Origin of the sequence: Clostridium sp. Cult1, assembly GCF_021655095.1 — a bacterium.
Lineage (GTDB): Bacteria > Bacillota > Clostridia > Tissierellales > Tepidimicrobiaceae > Schnuerera.
On the sequence record NZ_PPXW01000001.1, the window covers coordinates 2,481,817 to 2,508,387 of the forward strand.

Annotated in this window: 25 protein-coding genes, 1 pseudogene and 2 other annotated features; of the genes and pseudogenes, 21 read left to right on the top strand and 5 right to left on the bottom strand. The window is 30.2% G+C overall.

The features are described from left to right. Positions 1-28 precede the first annotated feature (28 nt). The 9 genes and pseudogenes from C3E89_RS12390 (at position 29) to C3E89_RS12430 (ending at position 11,574) form a co-directional block, all read left to right on the top strand. Positions 29-1,354: a replication-associated recombination protein A gene (locus tag C3E89_RS12390; protein ID WP_236913252.1), complete on the top strand. Its 1,326-nt coding sequence runs from the start codon at positions 29-31 to the stop codon at positions 1,352-1,354. Positions 1,355-1,378: 24 nt separating this feature from the next. Then, positions 1,379-1,608 (top strand) — a binding site (T-box leader). A 56-nt stretch (positions 1,609-1,664) separates the two neighbouring features. Next, entirely contained in the window at positions 1,665-3,053 is a 1,389-nt protein-coding gene (gene asnS / locus C3E89_RS12395) for an asparagine--tRNA ligase (protein WP_236913253.1), read from the top strand. Between the two features lie 62 nt (positions 3,054-3,115). Beyond that, positions 3,116-3,326 (top strand) — a binding site (T-box leader). Between the two features lie 44 nt (positions 3,327-3,370). After that, positions 3,371-5,782, top strand: coding sequence for a leucine--tRNA ligase (leuS, locus tag C3E89_RS12400; protein ID WP_236913254.1), 2,412 nt, complete (start codon positions 3,371-3,373; stop codon positions 5,780-5,782). Positions 5,783-5,853: 71 nt separating this feature from the next. Then, complete coding sequence (locus tag C3E89_RS12405; protein WP_236913255.1) at positions 5,854-6,681, top strand: DegV family protein; 828 nt, start codon at positions 5,854-5,856, stop codon at positions 6,679-6,681. Positions 6,682-6,773: 92 nt separating this feature from the next. After that, a complete protein-coding gene (locus C3E89_RS12410) occupies positions 6,774-7,730 on the top strand; it encodes an L-threonine 3-dehydrogenase (protein WP_236913256.1) in 957 nt (318 codons plus the stop codon). 106 nt (positions 7,731-7,836) lie between these two features. Continuing rightward, complete coding sequence (locus tag C3E89_RS12415; protein ID WP_236913257.1) at positions 7,837-8,898, top strand: glucose-1-phosphate thymidylyltransferase; 1,062 nt, start codon at positions 7,837-7,839, stop codon at positions 8,896-8,898. 142 nt (positions 8,899-9,040) lie between these two features. Then, positions 9,041-10,145: pseudogene (locus C3E89_RS12420) on the top strand (DegT/DnrJ/EryC1/StrS family aminotransferase). 12 nt (positions 10,146-10,157) lie between these two features. Next, positions 10,158-11,024, top strand: coding sequence for a nucleotide sugar dehydrogenase (locus C3E89_RS12425; protein WP_236913258.1), 867 nt, complete (start codon positions 10,158-10,160; stop codon positions 11,022-11,024). 196 nt (positions 11,025-11,220) lie between these two features. Next, positions 11,221-11,574 (top strand): formyltransferase family protein, encoded by a 354-nt coding sequence (locus C3E89_RS12430; protein WP_236913259.1) that lies wholly within the window; start codon positions 11,221-11,223, stop codon positions 11,572-11,574. Between the two features lie 115 nt (positions 11,575-11,689). Here C3E89_RS12430 and C3E89_RS12435 read toward each other — a convergent pair whose 3' ends face one another. The 4 genes from C3E89_RS12435 to C3E89_RS12450 all read right to left on the bottom strand — a co-directional run bounded on the left by C3E89_RS12435 (position 11,690) and on the right by C3E89_RS12450 (position 13,577). After that, positions 11,690-12,037: a glycosyltransferase family protein gene (locus C3E89_RS12435; RefSeq protein ID WP_236913260.1), complete on the bottom strand. Its 348-nt coding sequence runs from the start codon at positions 12,035-12,037 to the stop codon at positions 11,690-11,692. Then, positions 12,013-12,309: a hypothetical protein gene (locus tag C3E89_RS12440; protein ID WP_442870600.1), complete on the bottom strand. Its 297-nt coding sequence runs from the start codon at positions 12,307-12,309 to the stop codon at positions 12,013-12,015. The genes C3E89_RS12435 and C3E89_RS12440 overlap by 25 nt, the downstream gene beginning before the upstream one ends. A gap of 289 nt (positions 12,310-12,598) precedes the next feature. Further along, positions 12,599-12,787: a hypothetical protein gene (locus C3E89_RS12445; RefSeq protein WP_236913261.1), complete on the bottom strand. Its 189-nt coding sequence runs from the start codon at positions 12,785-12,787 to the stop codon at positions 12,599-12,601. A 19-nt stretch (positions 12,788-12,806) separates the two neighbouring features. Next, positions 12,807-13,577 carry a glycosyltransferase gene (locus C3E89_RS12450; protein ID WP_236913262.1) on the bottom strand — a complete coding sequence of 257 codons (771 nt, stop codon included), beginning with the start codon at positions 13,575-13,577 and terminating at the stop codon, positions 12,807-12,809. A gap of 111 nt (positions 13,578-13,688) precedes the next feature. On the opposite strand from C3E89_RS12450, the gene C3E89_RS12455 reads away from it, so the two are divergent. Beyond that, complete coding sequence (locus tag C3E89_RS12455) at positions 13,689-13,961, top strand: putative Se/S carrier-like protein (RefSeq protein ID WP_236913263.1); 273 nt, start codon at positions 13,689-13,691, stop codon at positions 13,959-13,961. Here the strand turns inward: C3E89_RS12455 and C3E89_RS12460 are convergent. Further along, a complete protein-coding gene (locus C3E89_RS12460; protein WP_236913264.1) occupies positions 13,954-15,219 on the bottom strand; it encodes a hypothetical protein in 1,266 nt (421 codons plus the stop codon). The two genes, C3E89_RS12455 and C3E89_RS12460, sit on opposite strands and share 8 nt — an antisense overlap. A gap of 99 nt (positions 15,220-15,318) precedes the next feature. On the opposite strand from C3E89_RS12460, the gene C3E89_RS12465 reads away from it, so the two are divergent. The 11 genes from C3E89_RS12465 to C3E89_RS12515 all read left to right on the top strand — a co-directional run bounded on the left by C3E89_RS12465 (position 15,319) and on the right by C3E89_RS12515 (position 26,564). Next, complete coding sequence (locus C3E89_RS12465; protein ID WP_236913265.1) at positions 15,319-15,933, top strand: hypothetical protein; 615 nt, start codon at positions 15,319-15,321, stop codon at positions 15,931-15,933. 231 nt (positions 15,934-16,164) lie between these two features. Next, entirely contained in the window at positions 16,165-16,602 is a 438-nt protein-coding gene (locus tag C3E89_RS12470; RefSeq protein WP_236913266.1) for an RrF2 family transcriptional regulator, read from the top strand. An 11-nt stretch (positions 16,603-16,613) separates the two neighbouring features. Then, positions 16,614-17,792: a cysteine desulfurase NifS gene (nifS, locus tag C3E89_RS12475; protein ID WP_236913267.1), complete on the top strand. Its 1,179-nt coding sequence runs from the start codon at positions 16,614-16,616 to the stop codon at positions 17,790-17,792. Then, entirely contained in the window at positions 17,793-18,215 is a 423-nt protein-coding gene (nifU, locus tag C3E89_RS12480; RefSeq protein ID WP_236913268.1) for a Fe-S cluster assembly scaffold protein NifU, read from the top strand. A gap of 118 nt (positions 18,216-18,333) precedes the next feature. Next, positions 18,334-18,810: a PRC-barrel domain-containing protein gene (locus tag C3E89_RS13465; RefSeq protein ID WP_236913269.1), complete on the top strand. Its 477-nt coding sequence runs from the start codon at positions 18,334-18,336 to the stop codon at positions 18,808-18,810. 97 nt (positions 18,811-18,907) lie between these two features. Then, positions 18,908-19,078 carry a hypothetical protein gene (locus C3E89_RS12490; protein WP_236913270.1) on the top strand — a complete coding sequence of 57 codons (171 nt, stop codon included), beginning with the start codon at positions 18,908-18,910 and terminating at the stop codon, positions 19,076-19,078. Between the two features lie 47 nt (positions 19,079-19,125). Further along, positions 19,126-20,313, top strand: a complete 1,188-nt coding sequence (locus C3E89_RS12495; protein ID WP_236913271.1) for an AI-2E family transporter — start codon at positions 19,126-19,128, stop codon at positions 20,311-20,313. A 134-nt stretch (positions 20,314-20,447) separates the two neighbouring features. Then, positions 20,448-23,087 (top strand): alanine--tRNA ligase, encoded by a 2,640-nt coding sequence (gene alaS / locus C3E89_RS12500; RefSeq protein ID WP_236913272.1) that lies wholly within the window; start codon positions 20,448-20,450, stop codon positions 23,085-23,087. Between the two features lie 84 nt (positions 23,088-23,171). Further along, entirely contained in the window at positions 23,172-23,438 is a 267-nt protein-coding gene (locus C3E89_RS12505; protein WP_236913273.1) for an IreB family regulatory phosphoprotein, read from the top strand. A 13-nt stretch (positions 23,439-23,451) separates the two neighbouring features. Then, positions 23,452-25,620 (top strand): hypothetical protein, encoded by a 2,169-nt coding sequence (locus C3E89_RS12510; RefSeq protein ID WP_236913274.1) that lies wholly within the window; start codon positions 23,452-23,454, stop codon positions 25,618-25,620. Then, positions 25,617-26,564 (top strand): aldo/keto reductase, encoded by a 948-nt coding sequence (locus C3E89_RS12515; RefSeq protein ID WP_236913275.1) that lies wholly within the window; start codon positions 25,617-25,619, stop codon positions 26,562-26,564. Before C3E89_RS12510 ends, C3E89_RS12515 begins: the two co-directional genes overlap by 4 nt. Positions 26,565-26,571 lie beyond the last annotated feature (7 nt).

Here is a 26,571-nt window from a genome sequence, read left to right on the forward strand (position 1 = left end):
GCGATAAATTAATGAACAGGTGATAATTATGGATTTATTTACTTTAAATATGGAAAATCAGTTAAAAAAGAATGCCCCTTTAGCAGATAGAATGAGACCAACGAACATAGATGAATTTATTGGTCAAAATCATATATTAGGTGAGGGGAAATTTTTAAATAGGTCAATAAAGGCAGATAGAATAACATCTATGATATTTTATGGACCACCAGGTACTGGAAAAACCACATTAGCTATGATAATAGCTAACTCAACCAATATGAATTTTGAAAAACTATCTGCAGTTACTTCTGGGGTTAAGGACATTAGAGAGGTGATCCATAAAGCTGAAGAAGGATTAAAACTATACAATAAGAGGACTATTTTATTTATAGATGAAATCCATAGATTTAATAAAGCTCAACAAGATGCTTTACTTCCTTTTGTGGAAAGAGGGATAATTATCCTAATTGGTGCAACTACTGAAAATCCATATTTTGAAGTAAATAAAGCTCTTCTATCCAGAATGATGGTTATACCCCTTAGACCTTTAACAAGAGAAGATCTTTATAAATTAATAAAAAATGGATTAACCAACAAAGAAAAAGGATTAGGAAATTATAAGATTAATATTGAAAAAGAAGCTATAGAATACTTGATAACAATATCTGATGGGGATGGTAGACTTGCATTAAATTCATTAGAGATAGGTGTACTTTCTACCCCAAAGGACAATAACGGTATAATTAATATTGATTTGGATACCATAAAGGGATGTATATTAGTTAAATCAGCTAAATATGATAAAGGCGGGGATGAACATTATAATACGATCTCTGCTTTTATTAAAAGTATGAGAGGTTCAGATCCTGATGCTACATTATATTGGTTAGCCAAGATGATAAATGCAGGAGAGGATCCTAAGTTTATAGCTAGAAGGATAATCATATGTGCATCCGAAGATGTAGGTAATGCAGATCCTCAAGCTCTAACTGTAGCAGTATCAGCCTTTAATGCTGTGAATGTTATTGGTATGCCAGAAGGCAGAATAATATTGGCTCAAGCAGCAGTTTATGTAGCCTGTGCACCAAAGAGCAATGCTTCATATATAGGTATTGAAAAGGCTTTAGAGGATATTAAAAACAAACCTATTGGAAAAGTACCAGCTCATCTAAGGGATGCATCGTATAAGGGAGCTACTAATTTAGGTTATGGTAAAGGCTATTTATATCCCCATAATTATGATAATGCTTATATAAAACAGCAGTATTTACCCGATGATTTTATAGGAAGTAAATATTATGAACCGACGGATCACGGGTATGAGAAGACAATAAAAGAATATTTATGGAAATTATTTGACAAAGAAGAATAATCTAATTATAATATTATAAAGTCTATATAAACATTGATAGGAAGAGTAAATATAAGAGGTAGTCCTAGGGAGTTGGGGCAAAGTGGAAACCCAGCACGAAACTTATATTGAAGAACATCCTTGAGTTTCTAACCGAAATCTATGGAGAGTAGGCTTAGACGGCATCATACCGTTATATATGATATACATTGATTGTATGATAAAGTGGCTATTTTTAGCAATTAGGGTGGTACCGCGAACCTTTCGTCCCTTTCAGGATGGAAGGATTTTTTATTTTATAAATTGAATATATTAGAAAGGAGTATTGCTGATGAAAGTAAATATAAAAACAATATATAATGAGACGGAAAAATACTTAAATAAGGAAATACTAACAGAAGGATGGATTAGAACCTTAAGGTCTTCAAAAAAGTTTGGGTTTATTGAAATCAATGATGGAACCTTTTTTAGCAATCTACAAATAGTTTTTGATGAAGGATTAGATAATTTTAAAGAAATAGAAAAACTTCCTATTAGTAGTGCTATATCTATAAAAGGGACTTTAGTAGAAACGCCTGGTGCAAAACAACCTTTTGAAATACAAGCTAAAGAGATATCTTTGGTATCTCTTTCTGATAGGGATTATCCTTTACAAAAAAAGAGACATTCTTTTGAATACCTAAGGACTATAGCTCATTTAAGACCAAGAAGTAATACTTTTAATGCTGTATTTAGAGTGAGATCTTTAGCAGCCTACGCTGTCCATAAATTCTTCCAAGAAAGAGATTTTATATATGTTCATACACCAATTATAACAGGTAGTGATGCGGAAGGTGCTGGGGAAATGTTTAAAGTTACTAACTTGGATTTAACTAATGTACCTTTGGACCAGGACAATAGAGTCGATTATACTAAAGACTTCTTTGGAAAAGAAACTAATTTAACTGTAAGCGGTCAGTTAGAAGCAGAAGCCTATGCATTGGCATTTAAAAATGTCTATACCTTTGGTCCAACATTTAGGGCAGAAAACTCTAATACAGCTAGACATGCAGCTGAGTTTTGGATGATTGAACCTGAAATTGCTTTTGCTGATTTAAAGGATAATAGAGAGTTAGCAGAAGATATGATGAAATATATAATTAACTATGTTATGGAAAATGCTAAAGAAGAAATGAAATTCTTCAATTCTTTCATAGATAAAGGGTTAATAGAGAGGTTGGAAAATATAGTTAATTCGGATTTTGGTTGTATCACCTATACTGAAGCTATAGATATACTTAAGAAATCTAAAGAGCAGTTTCAGTATCCAGTAGAATGGGGTATCGATCTTCAAACAGAACATGAAAGATATATTTCTGAAAAAGTTTTTAAAGGTCCAGTATTTGTTATTGACTATCCAAAGGATATAAAAGCTTTTTATATGAGATTAAATGATGATGAAAAAACTGTAGCTGCTATGGACCTACTAGTTCCAGGAGTAGGGGAAATAATTGGTGGTAGCCAAAGAGAAGAAAGACTAAATATATTAGAGAGAAGAATAGAAGAGATGGGTATGAATAAAAAAGATTATTGGTGGTATTTAGAATTAAGAAAATATGGTGGAACTAAACATGCAGGCTATGGATTGGGATTTGAAAGAGCTATTATGTATATGACAGGGATGACCAATATTAGAGATGTTATTCCTTTCCCAAGAACGGTTAGATCTGCAGAATTTTAAAATAAATTTAATAATTCCTTGATTTAATAATATTTATCTGCTATAATACATGATAAAATCAAATATTAACTATGATAGGAAGTAGTAAGCTTATCCATTGATTTTAGAGAGCTGTTGGACGGTGAAAAACAGTATCAATTGAAGCTGAACTCGTCCTAGAGTTGTTAAGGTGAAAAATAGTAATCTTAACCGGCAAAAGCCGTTATTGTTTTAAGAGGATAGTAATACTATCAATTAGGGTGGTACCGCGGAAATAAACCTTTCGTCTCTATTTTTTGACGAAAGGTTTTTTGTTATTATTATGAGGAGGTAAAATTATGAGAGAATACAGGCCAAATAAAATTGAAAAGAAATGGCAGGATATTTGGGATGAAAAAAAGGTTTTTGAAACCAGTGAAGATAAATCAAAACCTAAATTCTATGCTTTAATTGAATTTCCTTACCCTTCAGGGCAAGGGTTACATGTAGGTCATCCAAGGCCATATACTGCTTTAGATATTGTTTCTAGGAAAAGAAGATTTGAAGGGTATAATGTACTATTTCCAATGGGGTGGGATGCTTTTGGATTACCTACGGAAAACTTTGCAATACAACACAAGATTCATCCTAAGAAGGTTACTGAAAAAAATGTGGCCATGTTTAAAAGACAATTAAAATCTATTGGATTTTCCTTTGATTGGTCTAAGGAAATAAATACTACAGACCCTAAGTATTATAAATGGACTCAATGGATATTTATAAAAATGTTTGAAAAGGGATTAGCCTATAAACATGAAATGCCTATAAATTGGTGTCCATCTTGTAAAGTAGGTCTTGCTAATGAAGAAGTAGTAGCAGGTGGTTGTGAAAGATGTGGAGGGGAAGTTGTAAGAAAGACTAAAAACCAATGGATGCTAAAAATTACTGAATACGCAGATAGATTGATAGATGATTTAGACATGGTAGATTATATAGATAGGGTTAAAACACAGCAAATCAATTGGATAGGTCGTTCAGAGGGAATGGAAGTAGACTTTAAAATTAGTGGGAAAGAGGATGTGCTAAAAGTATTTACTACTAGACCAGATACATTGTATGGAGCTACTTATATGGTAATTGCCGCAGAACATCCATTAATTGAAAAGTACAAAGATGAATTAGAAAATATAGATGAGATTAGAGAATATAAAGAATATGCTAGTAAAAAATCTGATTTTGAAAGAACAGAACTCTCTAAGGAAAAAACTGGAGTTGAAGTCAAAGGGATTAAAGCAATTAATCCTGTGACGCAGAAAGAAATTCCAATTTGGATATCGGATTACGTATTAATGAGTTATGGAACTGGAGCCATAATGGCAGTGCCAGCTCATGATAGTAGAGATTGGGAATTTGCAAAGAAATTCAATCTTCCTATAGTAGAAGTTGTAAAAGGTGGAGATGTGGAGAAGGAAGCTTATACCGATACAGAATCAGGAATACTAGTAAATTCAGAGCTTATAAATGGATTGGAAGTAAAGGAGGCCATAGAAAAAATTAGTAATTGGTTAGAAGAAGAAGGTCTTGGCCAAAGAAAAACCAATTATAAATTAAGGGATTGGGTATTTTCTCGTCAAAGATACTGGGGAGAGCCAATACCACTAGTTTATTGCGAAGATTGTGGTTGGGTGCCTGTACCTGAAGAAGAATTGCCAGTAATGTTACCAGAAGTAGAAAATTATGAACCTACTGATACTGGAGAATCTCCATTAGCTAATATAACCGATTGGGTAAATACAACTTGTCCTAAATGTGGGAAAGCTGCTAAAAGAGAAACTGATACCATGCCTCAATGGGCAGGTTCTTCATGGTATTTTTTAAGATATATAGATCCAAATAATAAAGGGCAGTTAGCTAGTAAGGAAGAAATTCAATACTGGATGCCTGTAGACTGGTATAATGGTGGAATGGAGCATACTACACTACATTTACTTTATTCAAGATTTTGGCATAAATTTCTATATGATATTGGAGTAGTTAATACGAAAGAACCTTATAGAAAGAGGACCTCTCACGGAATGATACTTGGTGAGAATAATGAAAAAATGTCAAAATCAAGAGGAAATGTAATCAATCCAGATGATATTGTCAACGAATATGGGGCAGATACTTTAAGAACCTATGAGATGTTTATAGGTGATTTTGAAAAGTCAGTACCTTGGTCAGAAAATGGAGTTAAAGGTTGCAGAAGATTCCTAGATAGGGTATGGAGACTACAAGATATTGTAGTAGAAGGAGATGATTATTCTAAGGAATTAGAAACTAATATCCATAAGACCATAAAAAAAGTATCTGAGGATTATGAAACATTGAAATTTAATACTGCTATTGCTGCATTGATGACATTATTAAATGAATTTAATGACATTGGCCAGATTACTAAAGCTGATATAAAAACATATTTGATCCTATTAAATCCTGTAGCACCTCATATAACAGAGGAATTATGGGAAATCCTAGGATTTGATGGAATGCTTAATCAAAGCATATGGCCTAAATATGATGAAGAAAAAATTAAAGATGAAGTAATAGAAATGCCAGTACAGGTTAATGGAAAGGTTAGAGGCGTAATTAAGGTTAATAATTATGATACTCAAGATATAGTCAGGGAAAAAGCTAAAGAAAATGAAAGCGTAATGAAATATTTAGAAGGAAAACAAATAATAAAAGAGATTTTTGTAATGGGTAAGATTTACAATATAGTTGTCAAATAGCAGGAAATATGAAATAATAGTTTTGCTATTGCTTTTAGCAATAGCAAAACTATTTTATAAGGAGGGACAATATGGCGAGTATAAAAATTATTACTGATTCTACTAGTTATATTAGTAAGGATTTTGCTGAAAAGATGGATTTATCCATAGTACCACTAAATTATATTTTTGATGGTAAAACAGAAAGAGAAGGGTTCCCTGGAGAGTTTGATGAGTTCTATGAAAAATTACAAGGGACAAAATTATTTCCTACCACATCACAACCAGCAGCAGCAGACTTTTTAACTAAATATAAAAAAGCTTTTGACCAGGGTTATGATGAGATAATAGCCATTCTTTTATCTTCTAAATTAAGCGGTACCTATAATAGTGCTGTTTTAGCAAAAAATATTTTAGAGGATGAAAGGATTACTATTATTGATTCTATACAAGCAGCTTCTAATTTAAGATTTTTAGTAGAGGATGCATTAAAGATGGCTGCTTCGGGTAAAACTAAAGGGGAAATAGTCGAATATATTGAAAGAAAAAAGAATAGTATGGATGTCTATCTTACAGTAGATACCTTAGAGTATTTAAGAAGGGGTGGTAGACTTTCAGGGATACAATCTGCTATTGGTGAAGTATTAAATATTAAACCTATTATACAACTAAAAGATGGGGAATTGAAATTATTAGAAAAAGTAAGGGGAAAAAATAAAGCAATAAATGCAATTAGGAGTAAAATACCAAATTCCATAGAAAAAATAGGTATATGTCACATACTAAACGAGAAAGAAGCTTTAAAACTTAAAGAAGATCTACAAGATAGATTCCCCAAGGCTAATATTTCAATAGATGTATTGGGGCCTGTTATTGGATGCCATTTAGGTCCTAAAGCTATGGGAATATGTTTTTATTAGAGGATATATCTTTTTAAAGCATTAGATGATATAATTTAGTATGATATAATTATATCAATAAGATGTTTTTAAAATTCGTGGAGGTGTTTAATATGAGAAAGATTTTAGTAACAGGAGCATTGGGCCAGATTGGCTCAGAACTTACTATGGGATTAAGAAAGATATATGGAAACGATAATGTAATCGCCAGTAGTAGAAGAGTCAAGGAAGGTCATGAAGACCTTATGGAGTCGGGAGTTTTTGAAATTGTAAATGTTACAGATGCTAATCAATTAGCTGAAGTAGTAAGAAAACATAAGGTAAATACAATAATCCATCTAGCAGCGATTTTATCTGCAGTTGGTGAGGAAAAACCTGCAATGGCTTGGGATGTAAATATGAATGGATTATATAATGTATTAGAAGTAGCAAGAGAAGAAAAATGCGCTGTATTTACACCAAGTTCTATAGCTGCTTTTGGAGATTCTACGCCTAAAGATAATACTCCACAAGATACAATTCAAAGACCAAATACTATGTATGGGGTAACTAAAGTAGCAGGAGAAATATTATGTGATTATTATTATCATAAGTTTGGAGTAGACACTAGAGGCGTACGTTTTCCAGGGTTGATTTCCTATGAGACTTTACCTGGTGGTGGAACTACAGACTATGCGGTACATATATACTATGACGCATTGAAGAACAAAAAATACACCAGCTTTATTGCTAAAGGAACTAAGATGGATATGATGTATATGCCAGACGCTTTAGAAGCTATTATTAAGCTTTTAGAAGCAGACTCATCCAAATTGGTCCATAGGAATGCCTTTAATGTTACCGCAATGAGTTTTGAGCCAGAAGAGATTGCTGCATCAATAAGAAAATTGATACCAGAATTTGAACTAGATTATGATGTAGATCCAGTAAGGCAAGCTATAGCAGATTCATGGCCTAATTCATTAGATGACTCAGCAGCCAGAGAAGAATGGGGCTGGGATCCGAAATATGATTTAGATGCTATGACAAAGGATATGTTAGAAAAACTGAAAATTAAATTAGGATTATAAAATAAATTGAGGTAAAGTCATGACTTTACCTCAGTTTTTGCATAATATCAAAATTTTTATATATTAATATAATATATAAGGATAGCTATAAAGGGAGGATTGAAAATTGAAAGGATTAATTCTATGTGGAGGAAGAGGTACAAGGCTTCATCCCATAACTTATACAATTCCTAAACAGTTAATTCCTATTGGAAATAAACCTTTAATTGTCTATACCATCGATTTGCTTTTAAAATCTGGAATCAAAGAATTGGCTATATTAGTAAATGAATATAATAAACCAATATTTGAAAAAGTATTAAAGAAATACTATACTCAAGACTTCCATTATATAGTACAACATGATCCAAAGGGAATAGCCCATGGGCTTTTATTTGCTGAAGAATATATTGATAGAGAAAAATTTATTATGGTATTAGGAGATAATTCTTTCAATCTGGATTTACAAAACTTCATCGGGGAATTTCTAATTAGTGAAAACAACTGTAAGATTTTATTAAAAGAAGTAAATAATCCAGAAAGATTTGGAGTAGCTTATATAGGAAATGGAAGAATAATTGATTTAGAAGAAAAACCGAAAACAGCTTTCAGTAATTGGGCAATTACAGGTCTATATGCTTTTGATGAAAATATATTTAAAGCTTGCAAAGAAATTGATCCTTCTTATCGTGGTGAATACGAATTGACAGACGCTATTAAATGGTTATTACAGAATGGATATGATATAGGATATCAGATATTAAATAAGAAATGGAGAGACATAGGCAATCCAGCAGATGTAATAGAGGAGAATATAGATATCTTATCATCTATTGAAGAAAATATAACTGGGGAAGTAGTAAATTCCCATATTTCTGGCAAAATAATTCTTGGAAAAGAATCAGCTATATATAATAGTATAGTAAGAGGGCCAGTAATCATTGGAGACAATTCAATTATTAAACATTCATATATTGGGCCTTATACTTCCATTGGAAATGGAGTTAATATTGATAAGTCTAATTTGGAAAACTCTGTTGTTCTAGACAGATGTACTATAATGGGAGTTATAAATTCAATTGAAAACTCTATAATTGGGGAAGAATCTATTATTGGAAGTGAAAAGGGAATGAAAAATAGTAATAGATTAATATTAGGTAGGGGTAGTAGAATTTATCTATCTAATTGATGAATAACCTTTGTCATATATATTTGACAGAGGTTATTTTATTTGGAAAAAGTATAATTGTAACATTGTTTATTATTACTGCATAATTCTATATTAGGATAAAGTAGTTTTGGTGCCAATGGATTAATATGGGAGTGATTAGATGAAAATTCCGTTAATAGATTTAAAGGAGAAACATGAATCCATTAAAAAAGAAATTGATGAAGCTATGTAGGCAGTAGTAAAAAATAGTAATTTTATACTAGGAGAAAATGTAAATAATTTGGAAAGGGGATTAGTAAGATTTACCAATGCTTTATATGGCGTAGGGGTTGCTAATGGCACTGATGCAATATGATTAGCTCTTGAAGCCTATGGAATAGGAAAAGGTGACCAGGTGATAACAATACCTTTTACTTTTTTTGCAACTGCTGAGGCCATATCTCAAGCTGGTGCAACTCCTGTTTTTGTTGATATCGATGAGGATACTTTCAATATAAATACAAACATGATTGAAGAAAAAATAACAAGTAAAACTAAGGCGATTATACCTGTCCATCTGTTTGGACAACCTGTTGAAATGAACAAAATTGTTGATTTAGGACAAAAATACGATTTAAAAATTATTGAAGACGCTTGTCAGGTTATAGGGCCATTTATAAAGGAAAGAAGGTAGGTTCTATAGGCAATGCTGGATGTTTTTCATTTTTTCCTACAAAAAATTTAGGCTGTATGGGTGATGGTGGAATGATAGTAACAAATGATAAAATATAGTGAAAGAGCTAAGAATGTTAAGATTTCATGGACAAAGGACTAAATATTTCAACGAAATATTAGGCTATAATAGCCGATTAGACGAAATTCAGGCAGCAATTTTAAGAGTTAAATTAAAATACTTACATCAATGGAATGAAAATAGAAGAGAGATTGCATTTAAATATAATAGGTTATTAGAAAAATTACCTTTTAAAAGACCAATAGAAATAGATGATGTGTACTCAGTTTATCACCTTTATGTAGTCCAATTAGAAGAAAGAGATAATTTAAGAGAATATTTAAAAACTCAAGGGGTAGACAGTGGAATATATTATCCTTTACCTCTACATCTACAAAAAGCTTACAGACAACTAGGATATAAAAAAGGTGATTTCCCAACAGCAGAAAATGTTTCTAATAAAACTTTGGCTCTTCCTATTTATCCAGAAATGACAGAGGACATCCAACATTATATTGTAGAAAAAATCAAAGATTTTTATTTAAGTAGATAGGAGATGGGAAGAATGTTATTGAATAAAATTAAAAAGAAAAAAGCAATTATTGGAGTGATAGGATTAGGATATGTAGGACTACCTTTGGCTGTTGAAATAGCTAAAAATGGTTATAATGTAATTGGTTTAGACATCCAAGTAGGAAAAATTGGTTTAATAAATAAAGGAATTAGTTATATAGATGGTGTTGCCAATAAAGATTTAAAATTTTTAGTAGAAAAGAGCCTTTTAAAAGCTACTAATGACACTAGAGTATCGAGAAGTATTGATTGTGTTATTATATGTGTTCCCACTCCTATTGATGAATATAAAATACCAAATATGAATTATATGAAGAATTCCATTGGTGAAATAAAAAAGTATTTTCATAAAGATATGTTAATTGTACTAGAAAGTACTACTTATCCCGAGATTACTGAGGAATTATTGCTACCACTTCTTGATTCAACAGGTTTAAAATGTGGAAAGGACTATTATCTTGCCTATTCTGCAGAAAGAATAGACCTAGGGAACAAAGAATATTATAAAAAAACTACAAAAGTAGTTGGTGGAGTAACGCATGAATGTATAGAAGTAGTATCAACGTTTTATAAAAATGCAATAGGGTGTGATGTCTATAGAGTATCCACTCCAAAAGTTGCCGAAATATGCAAAATTTTGGAAAATACTTATAGAAATATTAATATTGCATTAGCTAATGAAATGGCAATAATATATGACAAATTTAATATTGATATTTGGGAAGTTATAGATGCAGCCAAAACTAAACCTTATGGATTTCAGTCTTTTTATCCTGGTCCAGGTGTAGGAGGGCATTGTATTCCAGTAGATCCCCTTTATTTAATGTGGAAAGTAAGAGAATATAGAAAGATTTTTTAGACAGTTTGGTCTAATCCAGAAACCATATCACAATATCTACAAAGAATTCAAGCATAAAAAAGATAATATATTGGAAATAAATTAACAGAAGTATTATTATGGAAAGAAAAGTTGCATTTATTGGCACTGGAGGAATGTTTTTAAAAATTATTTCGAAGAACTATTAAAGTATGATATTTTCATCAAATTAGTCATAATGAATATTAAAGAGGATTCAAATAAAACTCCATTAAGTATTGAACTCTGTAAAAAAGCTAATATTGAACATATTATTACTAATAATATTAATTCTATAGAGATATTTAATAGATTAAAAGAACATAAGATTGAATTAGCTTGTGTTTGTAGTTTGCATCAAATAATAAAGCCCGAAATTTACACCATATCCAAAAATGGAATGATTAATTTACACACAAGTCATCTTTCTTATTGTCAAGAACCAAATCCATGGTTTTGGATGATAAAAGATGATGAAGATATTTTTGGTGCATCTTTACATTTTATAATAAAGGATATAGATAGAGGAAGGATAATATGTTGGGAAAAATGAATTTAAAACATGTAACTGTCAGATTCTACAATCAATATTAATTCCTTTGGATTATAATTTTGATACATGTAGTTTTCTAAAAAACTATTAAGTACTACAGCCGAGTTTGCATAGGTTATTTCTGAGACTCCTTCTTGTATTTCTTCATTTTTTTTAGTCCTAAGGTATTTAATAGACCTTTGAATCTTAGTTCATAAGTGTGATTATTAAATACCTCTCTTTGTCCTAACAAGGATATTCTATCTCTAAGCTCTTTATCATATATTATCCTTTCTATATATTTTTCAGTATCCTTTTCTGAATTAGATATAAATACTATATCTTTAAAGAAATTAATAATTCCAGGATTATAGCTGCTAATAACAGGAATACCACAAGCCAATAATTCGTACACCCTTCTTGAAAATGCAGTAGGACTGGTATTATCTGAGTTCACATTTAAAAATATATTATATTTTTGCATTCATTTGCAATACTTTTATAATCTAATGCTTTTCTAATATAAGCTTTATATTCGTCTGGAAATGCAAACTGATCATTATTTGAATAGAAGAAACGATTATATATAACTAATCCATGTTTTTTGGCTGGCCTTAATAGATTGTGGATATATATTTTTCTATTCTCAAATTTTTTATACCAACTTCCAGCAAAAGCAACTTTACCAATCTTTTCTTTGTCTCTATCAATTGGGTTATGAAGCTGTGGCTGGGCTGCTAATGGAAGTAAAAACACATTATTATGGGCTAATATCTTTTTGTGCTTTGAAATACAGTTGATATCAGTAGTAAATACATATTCAAAATATTTGGCCGATTCAGAAAAAGCATGGAAATCAGTGGGATCTTCCTTTGCCCAGAAAACAGCAGGGATATTTTTTTCTACAATAATCTGTAATCTTAATCAATGTATCATCTCTATATTTTTCTATATTGGCAATTCTATTTATCCATTGATAATTATAACCTTCCCAAGCGGATTCAATAAATAATAAATCAAGATTATTTTTATCTATCACTTCTTTTCAATTGTAATATCCTAGTTGGCAGAAATTAGCTTCATATTTAAGACATTCATAGTTGAACCTATCCAATATACAGGCTACTTTAAATCTTCTAACATTTTTTCTAATAATCCCTTTATTTTTCTTCCTCCAATTTCTATTTAGGTTATTAATCATATGCTCAATATAAATATTTTTATTGTTGTTCATAATACACTTCCTTTCTTGATCATTTTACGTTATTAGCGTAGGAAATGTAATCTTCTACTTTTCCAATAATTTTACAGTATTTATCCATAAATTCATCATCTGTTATTTTCCAAGTATGATTTTTTTTAATAGGATGACGGAAATAAACATGATGATATCTATCTGTAGAATATATTAAAATGTTATTTTTAACACAGTCTTGGCAAAAGTAGACATCTTCTGCAAGAGACATATCTCTAAATTTAACTTTTTCAAATATTTCTTTTTTAAATACAAGTGTTGAACCATTTGCAAATCTAACGTATCGATTTTCTTGATTAGGAGTTCTAATTGCTAGAATATTTTTTTCAACAAAATAGACAAAATTTGCTGCCTTACCTAGAACTTTAGCATCTGTCCTTTTGAAATACTCAATGGTACTAGATATATACTTTGGTCCATAATAGTCGTCATCATCAAATTTTGCAATTATATTATATTGACATTTATCTACTGCAAAATTTAAGCATTTACCAAGAGATGTCTTTTGGTTTAGTTTGAATATATTAACTTTCCTATTTTTCTTTGCTATATTTGACCATTCTTCTAAATTTATTGAATCGTTGTTTATAATAATAGTTAATTCTTTTTCTAGATAATCTTGTCTATTAAAATTTTCTAAAATGTTGGTGAGAGTATGGGGTTTGTTCGTGGAAGTAATTATAGAAACTCCCTCAAAGGATTTTATATTTTTCACTTCTAACCTTTTTTTTATAAAATTATAAACATATTTTTTATAAGAATTTTTCATTAAGTCCTCTCCTTTCTTTGTCCCTAATTCATTTTATGGGTTTAATAGAAATATGTAACCATAATCCGATAAAAGAATATATTTGTACTATAGGAGGGAGAGAAAATTAAAATGGACTATAGACATTATATTTGTGTATTTAAATCAAAAAATATGGCGGTTTATACTTTGACCATTTTAGAAAGATTAGGGCATAAAAACTTCCAGCTTGTTTCCACACCTTGTGGCATAAAAGCTGGATGTAGTTATTCTATTAAATTTAGTAATATAAAATACTTAAATATTTTAAGAAAAGAGGCTATGAAAATTGGTGCAGAAATTGAAAATATTTATCTAATAGAACGAAAAAGTGGTAAGAAAAGTATGGAAAAAGTTATTATTTAAATATTTTGTCAAATAAAGAACTTTTTTTGTTCATCAATAATTCTAATATATACTCTATATCTTTTTCCACTTTTTGCTGGGACTCAATGGTTTTTAATATAAGAGTATTTATTGTTTCTTGATTTTTTAGGAGCTCCTTTATCATAATTTCTGTTTTTTCTGATGTATCTTCTTCCATAATAGATTTATCCTTTTCATCTTTTGATTTTAGGCTTTCTGTATCATTAGAATTAAAAGAATCGAAAAAGATGAAGTTTAATTTTTTACCAATAGAACAATATACATGGTTAATTTTAGAATTGGAGTTAAATGTACAATTCGATATTTTTATCAAATTAATGTTTGAAAAATCAGTTTTAAAATCTTCTCCTTCATGCCAAGTATGACCATAATCTGGTGAATATATATAACCAATACTACCGGGTTTAGTATAAATAATCTTTAATATACCTTTTTCTTCATAAATTATTGGATGATTGGTGCAACTGGCTATATATGGAACCTTTACTTGATTCCATGTAAATTTGTTTTCACCTGCAGAACTAAATCTACTATATTTTAAGATATAATTATTATTTGAATCTTCTAACCATAGAGAGTGAATATTGTCCTTAGTGTCTAAGAATATATAAGGAAGCACTTTTTTTATATTTGATGAACTCAATTTATTGGGGATAGGGTTCCATTTATTAGCATAGATATTGTAAAAAGTATGGTAGACTTGGGAAGTGAATCCTTCCATTGAACTATATATTAATTGAATATTTCCCAGACTATCTCTATCAACAATATAGGAGGCCATATTTTTGTCGGAAATAAATTTTGCTATGCTATATTGATCCCAATTTTGGTTTTTACCTATAACATGTTGGATAGTCCAAAGTTTAGAGTTTATTAAGTTTGCATAACCGTAAATAATATTAATATTATTTTCTTCTGTTAATAGAATTATGTCACTATATATTTTTGAATGTAAATCAAATTTTGCGATTATTGCATTAGACCAATTTCCATTTTCTAATATTGAATAATTCAATTCTCCAGACTTCATCAGAGCAACTAAATGAACCCTATCCATACTATCAATATCTATAGAGTATTTTAAAACATTATCTTTATAAAGTTGAAAACCGTCTACTGGTTCATATAAATTATCTAATATTGCATATTCAACGCTTCCTGCGGAATTCCTGTTAAACAAAATGGACTTTTCTTTTGAATTTATGACCAATTGTTTGGATTCAAAAAATAATTTCATTATTATCCCTCCTATAATAGTAAAAAGTAGCACAATTACATTCTTAGTTCATAATATGTAATTGAAAGTTAAATTATTAAAGGTAAAGGAGTGAAAACGATGAAAGATATAAATGTAGATGATCTAGGCAAAATTTTAGAGGTTATGGATACAGATTGTGTTATAGTAGATAAGGTCTTTGCAAGTTGTCAACAGCGAGAGTGTTTCCCTCAGATAGAAGTAGACCTAAAGGGCAAGACATTTCGAGATGTAAAATTCAAGCCTGGCTTTATCGTTCCAAATACATTAGTAGTAACTGATATCGACAATACACCTAATTTTAGACGGGTTAGATTTACACTACGAATTCCTTATAAAATAATAACTACAGAAGGCAAAGAAATAGAAGGGTTCTTGCCAGATATACTAAAGGATATTATACTTTTTATTCCTGATGCAAGGGATGAATTCGAATTCAGGATAGTTGTTGAAACGAGTTCTCAAGTATTAGGTCAACCTATTCAAACGGAGAATACATTAACTTTTGCAGTAGGTGTATTTATAATAGTAAAGGTAGTTGGAACGGTTCAATTATTAATACCAACCTTTGGATATTGTCCACCACCAGAGTTCTGTGAAGAATTTAGCCCAGAAGATATTTGTGATAATTTTGATTATTTACCATTACCTGATTTCTTCCCACCTCAATTTGGAGACCTATATCCAGATTCATAATTAATTAATAGAAAAATATATATCCTTAGGATTATACTTTAAATAAAAAATGCTTCGAAGGAAGCATTTTTTGTGCTTTTGAGATATATTTATTATTTCAGAAAATTCAATAATTATTGAATTAATTTTTGAAAATTGGATACTATTTTTGAATGTTGACAAAAATACTAGGGTATAATATACTTATTAAAGAAAACCAAGTAGTTTAGTTGGAATTAAAGGGGTGGTTAAATGAGACTATCTACTAGGGGAAGATATGGACTAAAAGCTATGTTTCAATTAGCTCTCCATTATGGTGAAGGACCTATTCCTTTAAACACTATTGCTACTGCACAAGAACTTTCAGAAAACTATTTAGAACAATTAGTTTCAACTTTAAGAAAGGCAGGTTTATTAAACAGTGTAAGAGGTGCTCAAGGTGGGTATATGTTAGCCAAATCCCCTAAAGAAATTACTGTTGGAAATATACTTCGAGTCCTAGAAGGCGATATGGCACCAGCTGATTGTGTCATAGATAATGCCAATGGATGTGAAAAGGAAGAAAATTGCGTTACTAAATTAGTTTGGATGCAAATGAGAGATAGTATTAATCAAGTTATTGACTCTATATCGTTACAAGATATGCTGGATGAACAAGCAGAAATGGTATCAAACAAAACAAAGGCTTAGGAGGAATTGTTATGGAAAACTATATTTATATGGATAACTCAGCTACGACTCCGGTAAAAGAAGAAGTTCTCCATGAGATGTTACCATATTTTACTACTAAATATGGTAATCCATCAAGTATATATTCTTTGGGAAGACAATCAAAAAATGCTATAGAGGTTTCCAGAGAGAGAATTGCTAAAGTTTTAAATGCTAAAACTAATGAAATTTTTTTTACAGCAGGCGGTTCTGAGGCAGATAATTGGGCTCTAAAAGGAATCGCTTTTGCTAATAAGAGTAAAGGAAATCATATAATTACTTCTAAAATTGAACATCATGGAATACTTCATACTTGTGAATATTTAGAAAAACAAGGGTTTGAGATAACTTACTTAGATGTAGATGAATATGGAACTATAGATTTAAAACAATTGGAAGAATCTATTAATAGTAATACTATATTGATTTCTATAATGTTTGCAAATAATGAAATAGGAACTATTCAGCCTATTAAAGAAATTGGTAGAATAGCTAAAGAAAATGGTGTTTATTTTCATACAGATGCAGTTCAAGCCGTTGGTCATGTGAGAATTGACGTAAATGAAATGAATATAGACTTATTATCTTTATCAGCACATAAGTTTTATGGCCCAAAAGGTGTAGGAGCCTTATATATTAGACAAGGTGTAAAAATAGACCCGTTAATTTCTGGTGGAGCTCAAGAAAGAAATCGTAGAGCGGGGACAGAAAATGTACCTGGAATTGTAGGAATGGGGAAAGCTATTGAACTTGCTTATGAGAATTTAGATGAAAATAATGCTAAATTAATTAGACTAAGGGATAGCATGATCAAAAAAATTTTTGATAAAATAGATTATGTAAGACTTAATGGTCATCCTATTAATAGATTGCCTGGAAATGTTAATCTTTGCTTTGAATTTATAGAGGGAGAATCTTTATTACTAAGTTTAGACATGGCAGGTATTGCTGGTTCTAGTGGCTCTGCTTGTACTTCAGGTACCTTAGATCCGTCTCATGTATTATTAGCTATAGGTTTACCTCATGAAATAGCTCATGGTTCTTTAAGATTATCTCTAGGTGACTTTAATACAGAAGAGGAAGTTGATTATACGGTAGAAAAAATAGAAGAGATTGTGGCTAGATTAAGGTCGATGTCACCTTTATATGAGAATGTTAAGGAGGTTAAATAAATGTACTCAGAAAAAGTTATGGAACATTTCCAAAACCCAAGAAATGTCGGCGAGATTGAGAATGCTGATGGAATTGGACAAGTTGGAAATCCAAGATGTGGAGATATAATGAAGATGTATTTAAAAATAGAAGATGGAATTATTAAAGATGTAAAGTTTAAAACTTTTGGTTGTGGTTCTGCTATTGCTTCATCTAGTATGGCAACAGAATTGATTAAAGGAAAAACCATAGAGGAAGCAATGAAGATTACTAACAAAGCTGTTGCTGAAGCCTTAGATGGGCTACCACCTGTAAAGATGCATTGTTCTGTTTTAGCAGAACAAGCAATTAAAGCTGCGTTACTTGATTATTCAAAAAAGAATAATATTCATATAGATGGACTAGAGGATTTCGATCCTGAGGAAGATCCTCATCATCATTAACAATCCCTCCTTCAAAAAATTTTATGCCTAGAATGGATAATGGATAAATGTTACAAAATAATTTTATTCTATTTTAGGAATAATAAATGAATGAAGAAAATTGAAGAGGGGTATATATGTGATAAGGTATAAACAGCTATTAACATTAAATCTAATAGATAAAGAGACAAAAGAACCGATTGGCAAGATATTAGATGTTATTTATTCTGACAATTTTAAAAAAATAGATTATTTAATAGTAAAAAATGATAACCTTATTAAAAATAAGATTCCAATTCCTTATAAGCATGTTGATTTCTTAGATAATAATCAAGTTTTATATTTAGAGAATATGGATGCACTTAGGGATAAATCAAATGAAGAGGTTAAAGGCAAAATTAATCTTTTAGATAAGGAAATAAGGCTAGAAAACGGAGAATGTATTGGATATATTAAGGATATTGTTATAAACAAAGAAGATGGAACTATTGGTGGTTTTATTATAACAGAAGGATTAATTGAAGATATACTGAAAGGAAGAAATTACATTCCTCTCCTAAAAAACACTCGTATTGAAAAAGAGTGTATATACATTCCTTATAAATTTATTGTATAAATAACAAAATTATCTATATTTACAAAAAATATATAGAATTAAATATTTATAAGGTGACAAAATAATAGATATAAAGGATAAAGGAGAGGATACTTGTATGAATAATAATGGTTTCAGGAATGGAGCCCTATTAGGGAGTATATTAGGTGCATCTTTAGGTATGATTTTTGGCACAAGAATGGGTCCTATGCAAAAAAGAAGAATTATGAGAACTGCTAGAAGAGCAAAATCAACTTTGTTTAATGGTATGAATTCATTATGGGGATAGGCAGCTGGTTGCTGCCTATTAGATTAATAGAGATGGAGACAAGTACTATGAGTGAATATTCGCCAGTATTAGTTAGAAACTTAATAATAATTTTATCTATTCTTTTGACTTTAGTAATCTACTATTTAATACATATTGGAAATAAACACGTAGACGCTAGTAAACAAATTAACATCAACAAGAAAAGAGTACTACCTATTGTAACGGTTTTAATTTTTATTTATGCATTCTATTTACTATCAAAAAAGTATGGTATTTTATCTGACACCTTATTTACTATAATCATTTCAGCAGTTTTGGCATATTTATTTAATCCTATAATTAATTATTTTGAAAAACATAAAATTCCAAGAAGTTTTGGAGTTTTAATAGTTTATATGATAGTAATTGGAATAATACTTATATTATCTTTTTTAGTATTTCCAAAGACTGGAAGAGAAATAAAGAGATTTTTAGCTGTTCTTCCTATTTATTTTGAGAAAATTTCAGATTTTATTGATGATTTATATTATAAATACTATACAAATATGGATAATATTCCTCCAATTTTACAAGGTATAGAAGGAGTAATATTAAATAGCTTCCAAAATGTTGAAAATGTAATAATTACTAGTATAAGTAAATTTTTCGAAGGTATAATTTCTACTTTTTCAAAGGTAATAAGTCTTATATTAATACCTATACTTACATTCTATTTTTTAAAAGATAAGGATTATTTTAAAACTAAAATCTATTTAACAATACCTAAGAAATTAAGAAAAGAGGTTAAGGAGCTATCCTTAGAGATAGATAGAGCCTTAAGTCAATTTATAAGGGGAAGGCTTTTACTGGCCATGTATGTAGCAATTGCAACAACTATTTTATTGCTAATTTTAAGAATTGATTTTGCCGTAGTTATAGGAATAATAACAGGTATTGCAGATATAATTCCATACTTTGGACCTTTCTTAGGATTTTTACCTGCAGTATTCTTTGCTTTATTAGATAGTCCTATAAAGGCATTATGGGTAGCTATTCTATTTGTAGGAATACAGTGGGTAGAAAATAATGTTTTAGCACCTAAAATTATTGGAGAAACAACGGGTATTCATCCTATTACTATTTTATTAGCATTGATAATAGGTGGTGGAGTATTTGGAGTTATGGGGATGATTTTTTCTGTACCAGCAGTAGCTGTATTTAAAATATTGTTTAGTTTTTTTATGGAGAAAGTACGAAAAAGGCGGATTGAATAATAAACACATATCTTTATTTAGTTTGACAAAAATTTTAGTTTAAATTATAATCCAAATATAGGTATGAACGTGAATTCTCGTCCCTTTGATGAGGGGCGTATTTTTTTAAAATATTTAAGTGAGGTGTACAACTGATGAAAACCATAGGTTTACATGAAATTAGAAAAGAATTTTTAAAATTTTTTGAAGAAAAAGGTCATCTAGTTTTGCCTAGTTTTTCTTTAGTACCTAAAAATGATAAAAGTTTATTATTGATAAATGCTGGGATGGCTCCTTTAAAACCTTATTTTACTGGAGAAAAAACTCCTCCTAGTAAGAGGGTTGTTACTTGTCAAAAATGTATTAGAACTGCAGATATAGATAATGTAGGTAAGACAGATAGACATGCTACATTCTTTGAAATGTTAGGGAATTTTTCCTTTGGTAATTATTTTAAAAAAGAAGCAATTGAATGGGCTTGGGAATTTTTAACGGAAAGAATGGAGATCCCAAAAGAAGATCTTTGGGCTTCGATATATTTAGAGGATGATGAGGCTTATGAGATATGGAATAAAGTTATAGGTTTAGATGAATCTAAAATAGTTCGTCTAGGAAAAGAAGATAATTTCTGGGAATTAGAAGTAGGTCCATGTGGGCCTTGTTCGGAAATATATGTAGATAGAGGAGAAATATATGGCTGTGGAGAGGCGGATTGTCAGCCGGGTTGTGAATGTGATAGGTTCATTGAAGTGTGGAACTTGGTATTTACACAATTTGACAAGGATGAGTCAGGTACTTATCATCCATTAGAGCATCCAAATATCGATACTGGAATGGGGCTTGAAAGAATAGCTGCAGTAATGGAAAAAGCTGATAATATTTTCGAAGTAGGCGAAGTTAAGAAAATTCTCAACCAAGTAGAAATTGTGTCTAATAAGAAATATGGTGCAGATCCAAAGATTGATGCTTCTATAAGAGTTATTACTGATCATGCTAGGGCAATAACTTTCCTTGTATCTGATGGAGTTTTACCAAGTAATGAAGGTAGAGGTTATGTACTAAGAAGACTTATAAGAAGAGCTGCAAGACATGGGAAACTACTTGGAATCGAAGAAAGCTTTTTAAATAGCATTGTAGAAAAGGTCATAGAGTCATGGAAGGTAGAATACAGAGAAATAAAGGAAAGAGAAGAACAAATTAAGAAAGTAATTAGAGCAGAAGAAGAAAAATTCCAAGAGACTATTCATCAAGGCATCAACATACTGGAAGGCTATATAGATGAAATAATAGAAAAAGAAGAAAAACATTTAAATGGTGAAAAGGCCTTTAAATTATATGATACCTATGGTTTTCCTTTAGATTTAACCAAAGAGATATTAGAAGAGAAAGGATTAACCGTAGAAGAGGAAGAATTTAATAAATATATGGAAGAACAAAGGGAAAGAGCTAGAAAGGCAAGAGGGGAATTAACTGACTCAGGTTGGAAAAATGGAAGCCCTTTAGAATTGATTGAAGGCTACGATACATCTTTTAAGGGTTATGATAATATGATACTAGAAACAGAAGTTTTAGGAATACTTGTAGATGGAAACACTACTAATAGAATAGATAAAGGGGAGGAAGGAATAATAATATTGAAGGAAACTCCTTTTTATGCTGAAAGTGGTGGTCAAGTAGGGGATATTGGATATATAGAAAAAGAAAGTTTCAAAGGAAAAGTAGTTGATACTAAGTATACTAAAGATGAAACTATAATTCATTTCATAGATGTTGAAGAAGGTAGCTTGGAGATGGGAGATAAAGTATTGGCTTCTATTGATCTAAATAATAGAAGAGATATTATGAGAAACCATTCTGCTACTCATTTACTTCATAAAGCACTGAAAGAAGTACTAGGTTCTCATGTAAATCAAGCAGGATCAATAGTGTTACCAAATAGGTTGAGATTTGATTTTACCCATTATGAAGGGGTTAAAGATAAGGAACTTAAGCAAATAGAAAAAATAGTAAATGAGAAAATTTTGGCTTCTTTAGAAGTTAGAACTATGGAAATGTCTTTAAAAGAATCAGAGGAAATGGGAGTTGTTGGACTGTTTGAAGATAAATATAAAGATGTAGTTAGAGTAGTTCAAATGGGTGATTTTTCACAAGAATTATGTGGAGGTACCCATGTAAGTAATACGAGTAATATTGGGCTTTTCAAAATTATTAGTGAATCCAGTATTGCTTCTGGAGTCAGAAGAATTGAGGCAATAACTGGTAGAGCTGTTTATGAGTATTTAGAAAATCTAGAACAAGATATTGAGGATATATCACTTATAGTTAAAGCTAACAAAAAAGATATTGTAGATAGGATAGAAAGTATAACAGAAGAGTTGAAAGAAAAAGATAAACAAATCAATTCCTTAAAATCCAAAATCGCTTCATCTATAGTAGAGGATATTTTAGAGTCTAAGCAAGTAATGGATGATATAAATATTGTTACTTATAAATTAGATAATATGGATATGAATAGTTTAAGAAATCTAGGGGATGAAATAAAGAATGCTTTAGATTCATCTGTTATAGTTTTGGCTAGCATAGATAAAGGAAAGCTTTCATTCGTTGCAATGGTAAGTAAGGATTTGGTGGAAAAAGGCATACATGCAGGCAATATTATAAAGGAGGTAGCTAAGATTACTGGTGGCGGCGGTGGCGGTCGTCCAGATATGGCTCAAGCGGGAGGTAAAGATATATCGAAGGTTGAAGAAGCCTTGAACATGGTACCAGAAATCGTTGAAAAACAAGTAAAATAAATATTAGCCAATTGAGGCTAATATTTATTTTGATACTGTATATTATACAAATGATATGGTATAAATATTATAGGGGGTGTAACAATGAACAATAAATTTAATGAGACTATGAAATTTGAGGCGCCTAAGGAAAATGTGAATGAAGCAAAAGAAATTATTCTAACCGTCTATAATGCTTTAAAGGAAAAAGGATATGATCCCATTAATCAAATTATTGGCTATATATTATCGGGGGATCCAACATATATTACAAGCCATAATAATGCTAGAAGTTTGATTAGAAAGATTGAAAGAGATGAATTACTAGAAGAGATATTAGGGAACTATTTAGAAAAGGAAAAAGAGGTTTAGGGGAGAATCTTAAGTGGAAAGAACAAGAAGATTTGCTACATTACTTATAATATTATTATTTTTATTTTCTTTTGGAGAATTTAGTTACTGTAATGATAATTTAAATACAGATAATAACGTATATGTTGTTGTTGTAAATAAACTAACCCTTTTAGATATAGAGAAGATGCCAAATTTAAAGACCATAATGGAAGATGGAAGTTTTGGATTAATGAATGTTCGTGGTACTAGTGGTTATAGAGGGGCAGAAAGCTTTGTAACCATTAATGCTTCTAATAAAGCTTTTGCTAGTTATGAAAGTAGTCAATTTTTCAATTTGAATGATGAAGTGAAAAGAATATATAAAAACAGAGTAGGTACATTAGAAAAAGATTATGAGGTTGGGAACATTCAGATAGGAAGATTGTATAATCAAAATGAAAATAATAGGTATTCACCAGTTTTAGGAGCGTTAGGGTATGTTTTACATGAAGGCGGTCTAAGAACTGCAATTTTTGGTAATAGTGATACGGATGAAGAGAGTATTAGAACTTCTGGATTAATACCTATGGATCCAAAGGGGCTTATAGATTATGGTAATGTGGATAACATTCTTGTTGAAGATGGAGATTACCCTTATGGCATCAGAACAGATTATGATAAAATGCTATATGAGATATTAAATATAAAATCGAAAGCTTCTTTAATTGTGGTGGATACTGGAGATCTAAACCGTCTAAATAGTTATAGTAGTTTTCTATCGACAGATGGATTTTATAAAAAAAGGGATATGATTTTGGCTGATATCGATGACTTTATTGGTAAATTATTGAGTATAATGGATGAAAATAAATCTTTGCTAATGGTTTTAAGCCCAAATAGTGGAGAAGAAAGAATTGATGGTAATAGGTTATCACCAGTCTTTTTATGGGGTAAAAATGTTGAGAGAAGTATACCTGTATCCTCTACTACTAATAGACCAGGAATAGTATCCAACTTGGACATAGCTCCAACTATTGTCAGTCTATTTAATTTAAAATCAGAAAATATGTCAGGCAATATAATAAAATATATTGAAAAAGAAAATGCTTTTGATTATATTAAGTCCATTAATGGACGTATAAACTTAATGTCAAAAGTCAGGTCTAAAACTTTGCTAACTTATGGAATTATAAGTATTATCTTGATGATAATAATATTAAATTTGTTATTGTTTAAAATAAAACTTGATAATAGAATTGGCGATTGGCTAAAAATAATGTTATTATTATTGTATGGATTACCTTTAATATTTATAATAAGCTCTTTATTTAAAGTTGATAATTTAACTAGTTTTTTTGCTAGTTTGACAATTCTGATAACCTTATTTATGTATATATTTATAAAATTTAATAGCAATAGACTTATATATTTTATTACCTATGCCTATTTTATTCTAATTGTTTTAGATATTTTATTTAATGGGTTGTTTACCAAATTCTCAGTAATGAGTCATGATCCTATTATTGGAGCAAGATATTTTGGTATAGGAAATGAAATGGTAGGGTTGTTTTTAGCTATTGTGACACTGACTGCTGGAATATTATATGAAAATTATGATAATAAAATAGTATCAATTCTTCTCCTATTAGTATCTATCGCTTTAGTTGGACATCCTAAATTAGGTGCTAATGTAGGGGGCACCATTGCTTTATTGTCTGCTAGTATATATTTTATACTTGAATTAATGGATAAACAATTGAATTTTAAAAATATGATATTAACTTTATTCATCATTGGTATAACTATAGGTATATTAGGATATATAGATGTAAAACTAAATCCCAATCCGACACATTTAGGCAGTGCTCTAATATCGATTAATGAGAGAGGAATAGATATTATAAGAAATATTATAGATAGAAAACTATTAATGAATATTAGATTAGTAGGTGTATCATTTTGGACAAAAGTGACATTTATAAATATATTGACCCAAGTTATTGTATCCCACTTATATAAAGATACAGTTAATAATATAATGAAGAGAGGTATAGGTAAAGGCTATTTATCGTCTATTTTAGGAAGTATAATTGGATTTTTATTAAATGATTCAGGCTTAATACTATCTGGGATATCCATTAATTTGATTACATTATTTTTGATTTTTTTGATTATTAATAATGAAGAAAAATTCAATAAACAGGAAGTGGACATAAATTGAATAGAGTAAAATTAGGTAATACTGATATAGAAGTTTCAAGGTTGTGTTTTGGATCTTTGACTATGACGCCTTTTCAAGCTAATTTAACTATTGAAGAAGGTGCTAACCTTATCCAATACGCCTATTCAAAAGGAATAAATTTTTTAGATACTGCTGAAATTTATGAAAATTATAAATATATAAATAAAGCTTTAAAAGGTATAAACAGACAGGATTATGTTATTGCAACTAAATGTTATGCATATACTGAAGAGATGGCAAGAGAGAGCCTAGAATTGGCATTGAAGGAATTAGAAACGGATTATATAGATATTTTTATGCTTCATGAACAAGAGAGTATTCATACTATCAGAGGTCATAAGGAGGCCATAGATTATTTTGTTGAGGCAAAAAAGAAAGGCAAAATAAGAGCAATAGGCATTTCTACCCATAGGGTAGAAGGAGTTCTGGGTGGATTAAGCTGTGGTCAAATCGACATAATACATCCTATTGTCAATAAAGAAGGGATAGGAATTCAAGATGGTAATATAGAAGATATGATATCAGCTATAGAAAAAGCATATAATAAGGGTAAGGGTATATATGGTATGAAACCTTTGGGAGGAGGTCATTTAATCCCTCAAACTCAGGATGCTTTTAATTTTGTCAAGAATATACCTTATATCCATTCTTTTGCTATAGGAATGCAGTCAAAAGAAGAAATTGATTGTAATATTAGTTTAATGGAAACTGGATTGATGCCAGATAGATTAATAGATAGTTTAAATGCCAAGAAAAGGAAACTAATAGTAGCTGATTATTGCTTAGGTTGTGGAAAATGTGTAAACACTTGCAAACATAATGGCATTGAAATTATTAATGGCAAGGCAGTGCCTAATGATAATTGTATATTATGTAGTTATTGTGCAAGAAACTGTCCTGAATTTTGTATAAAGATTATTTAAAGGTGGA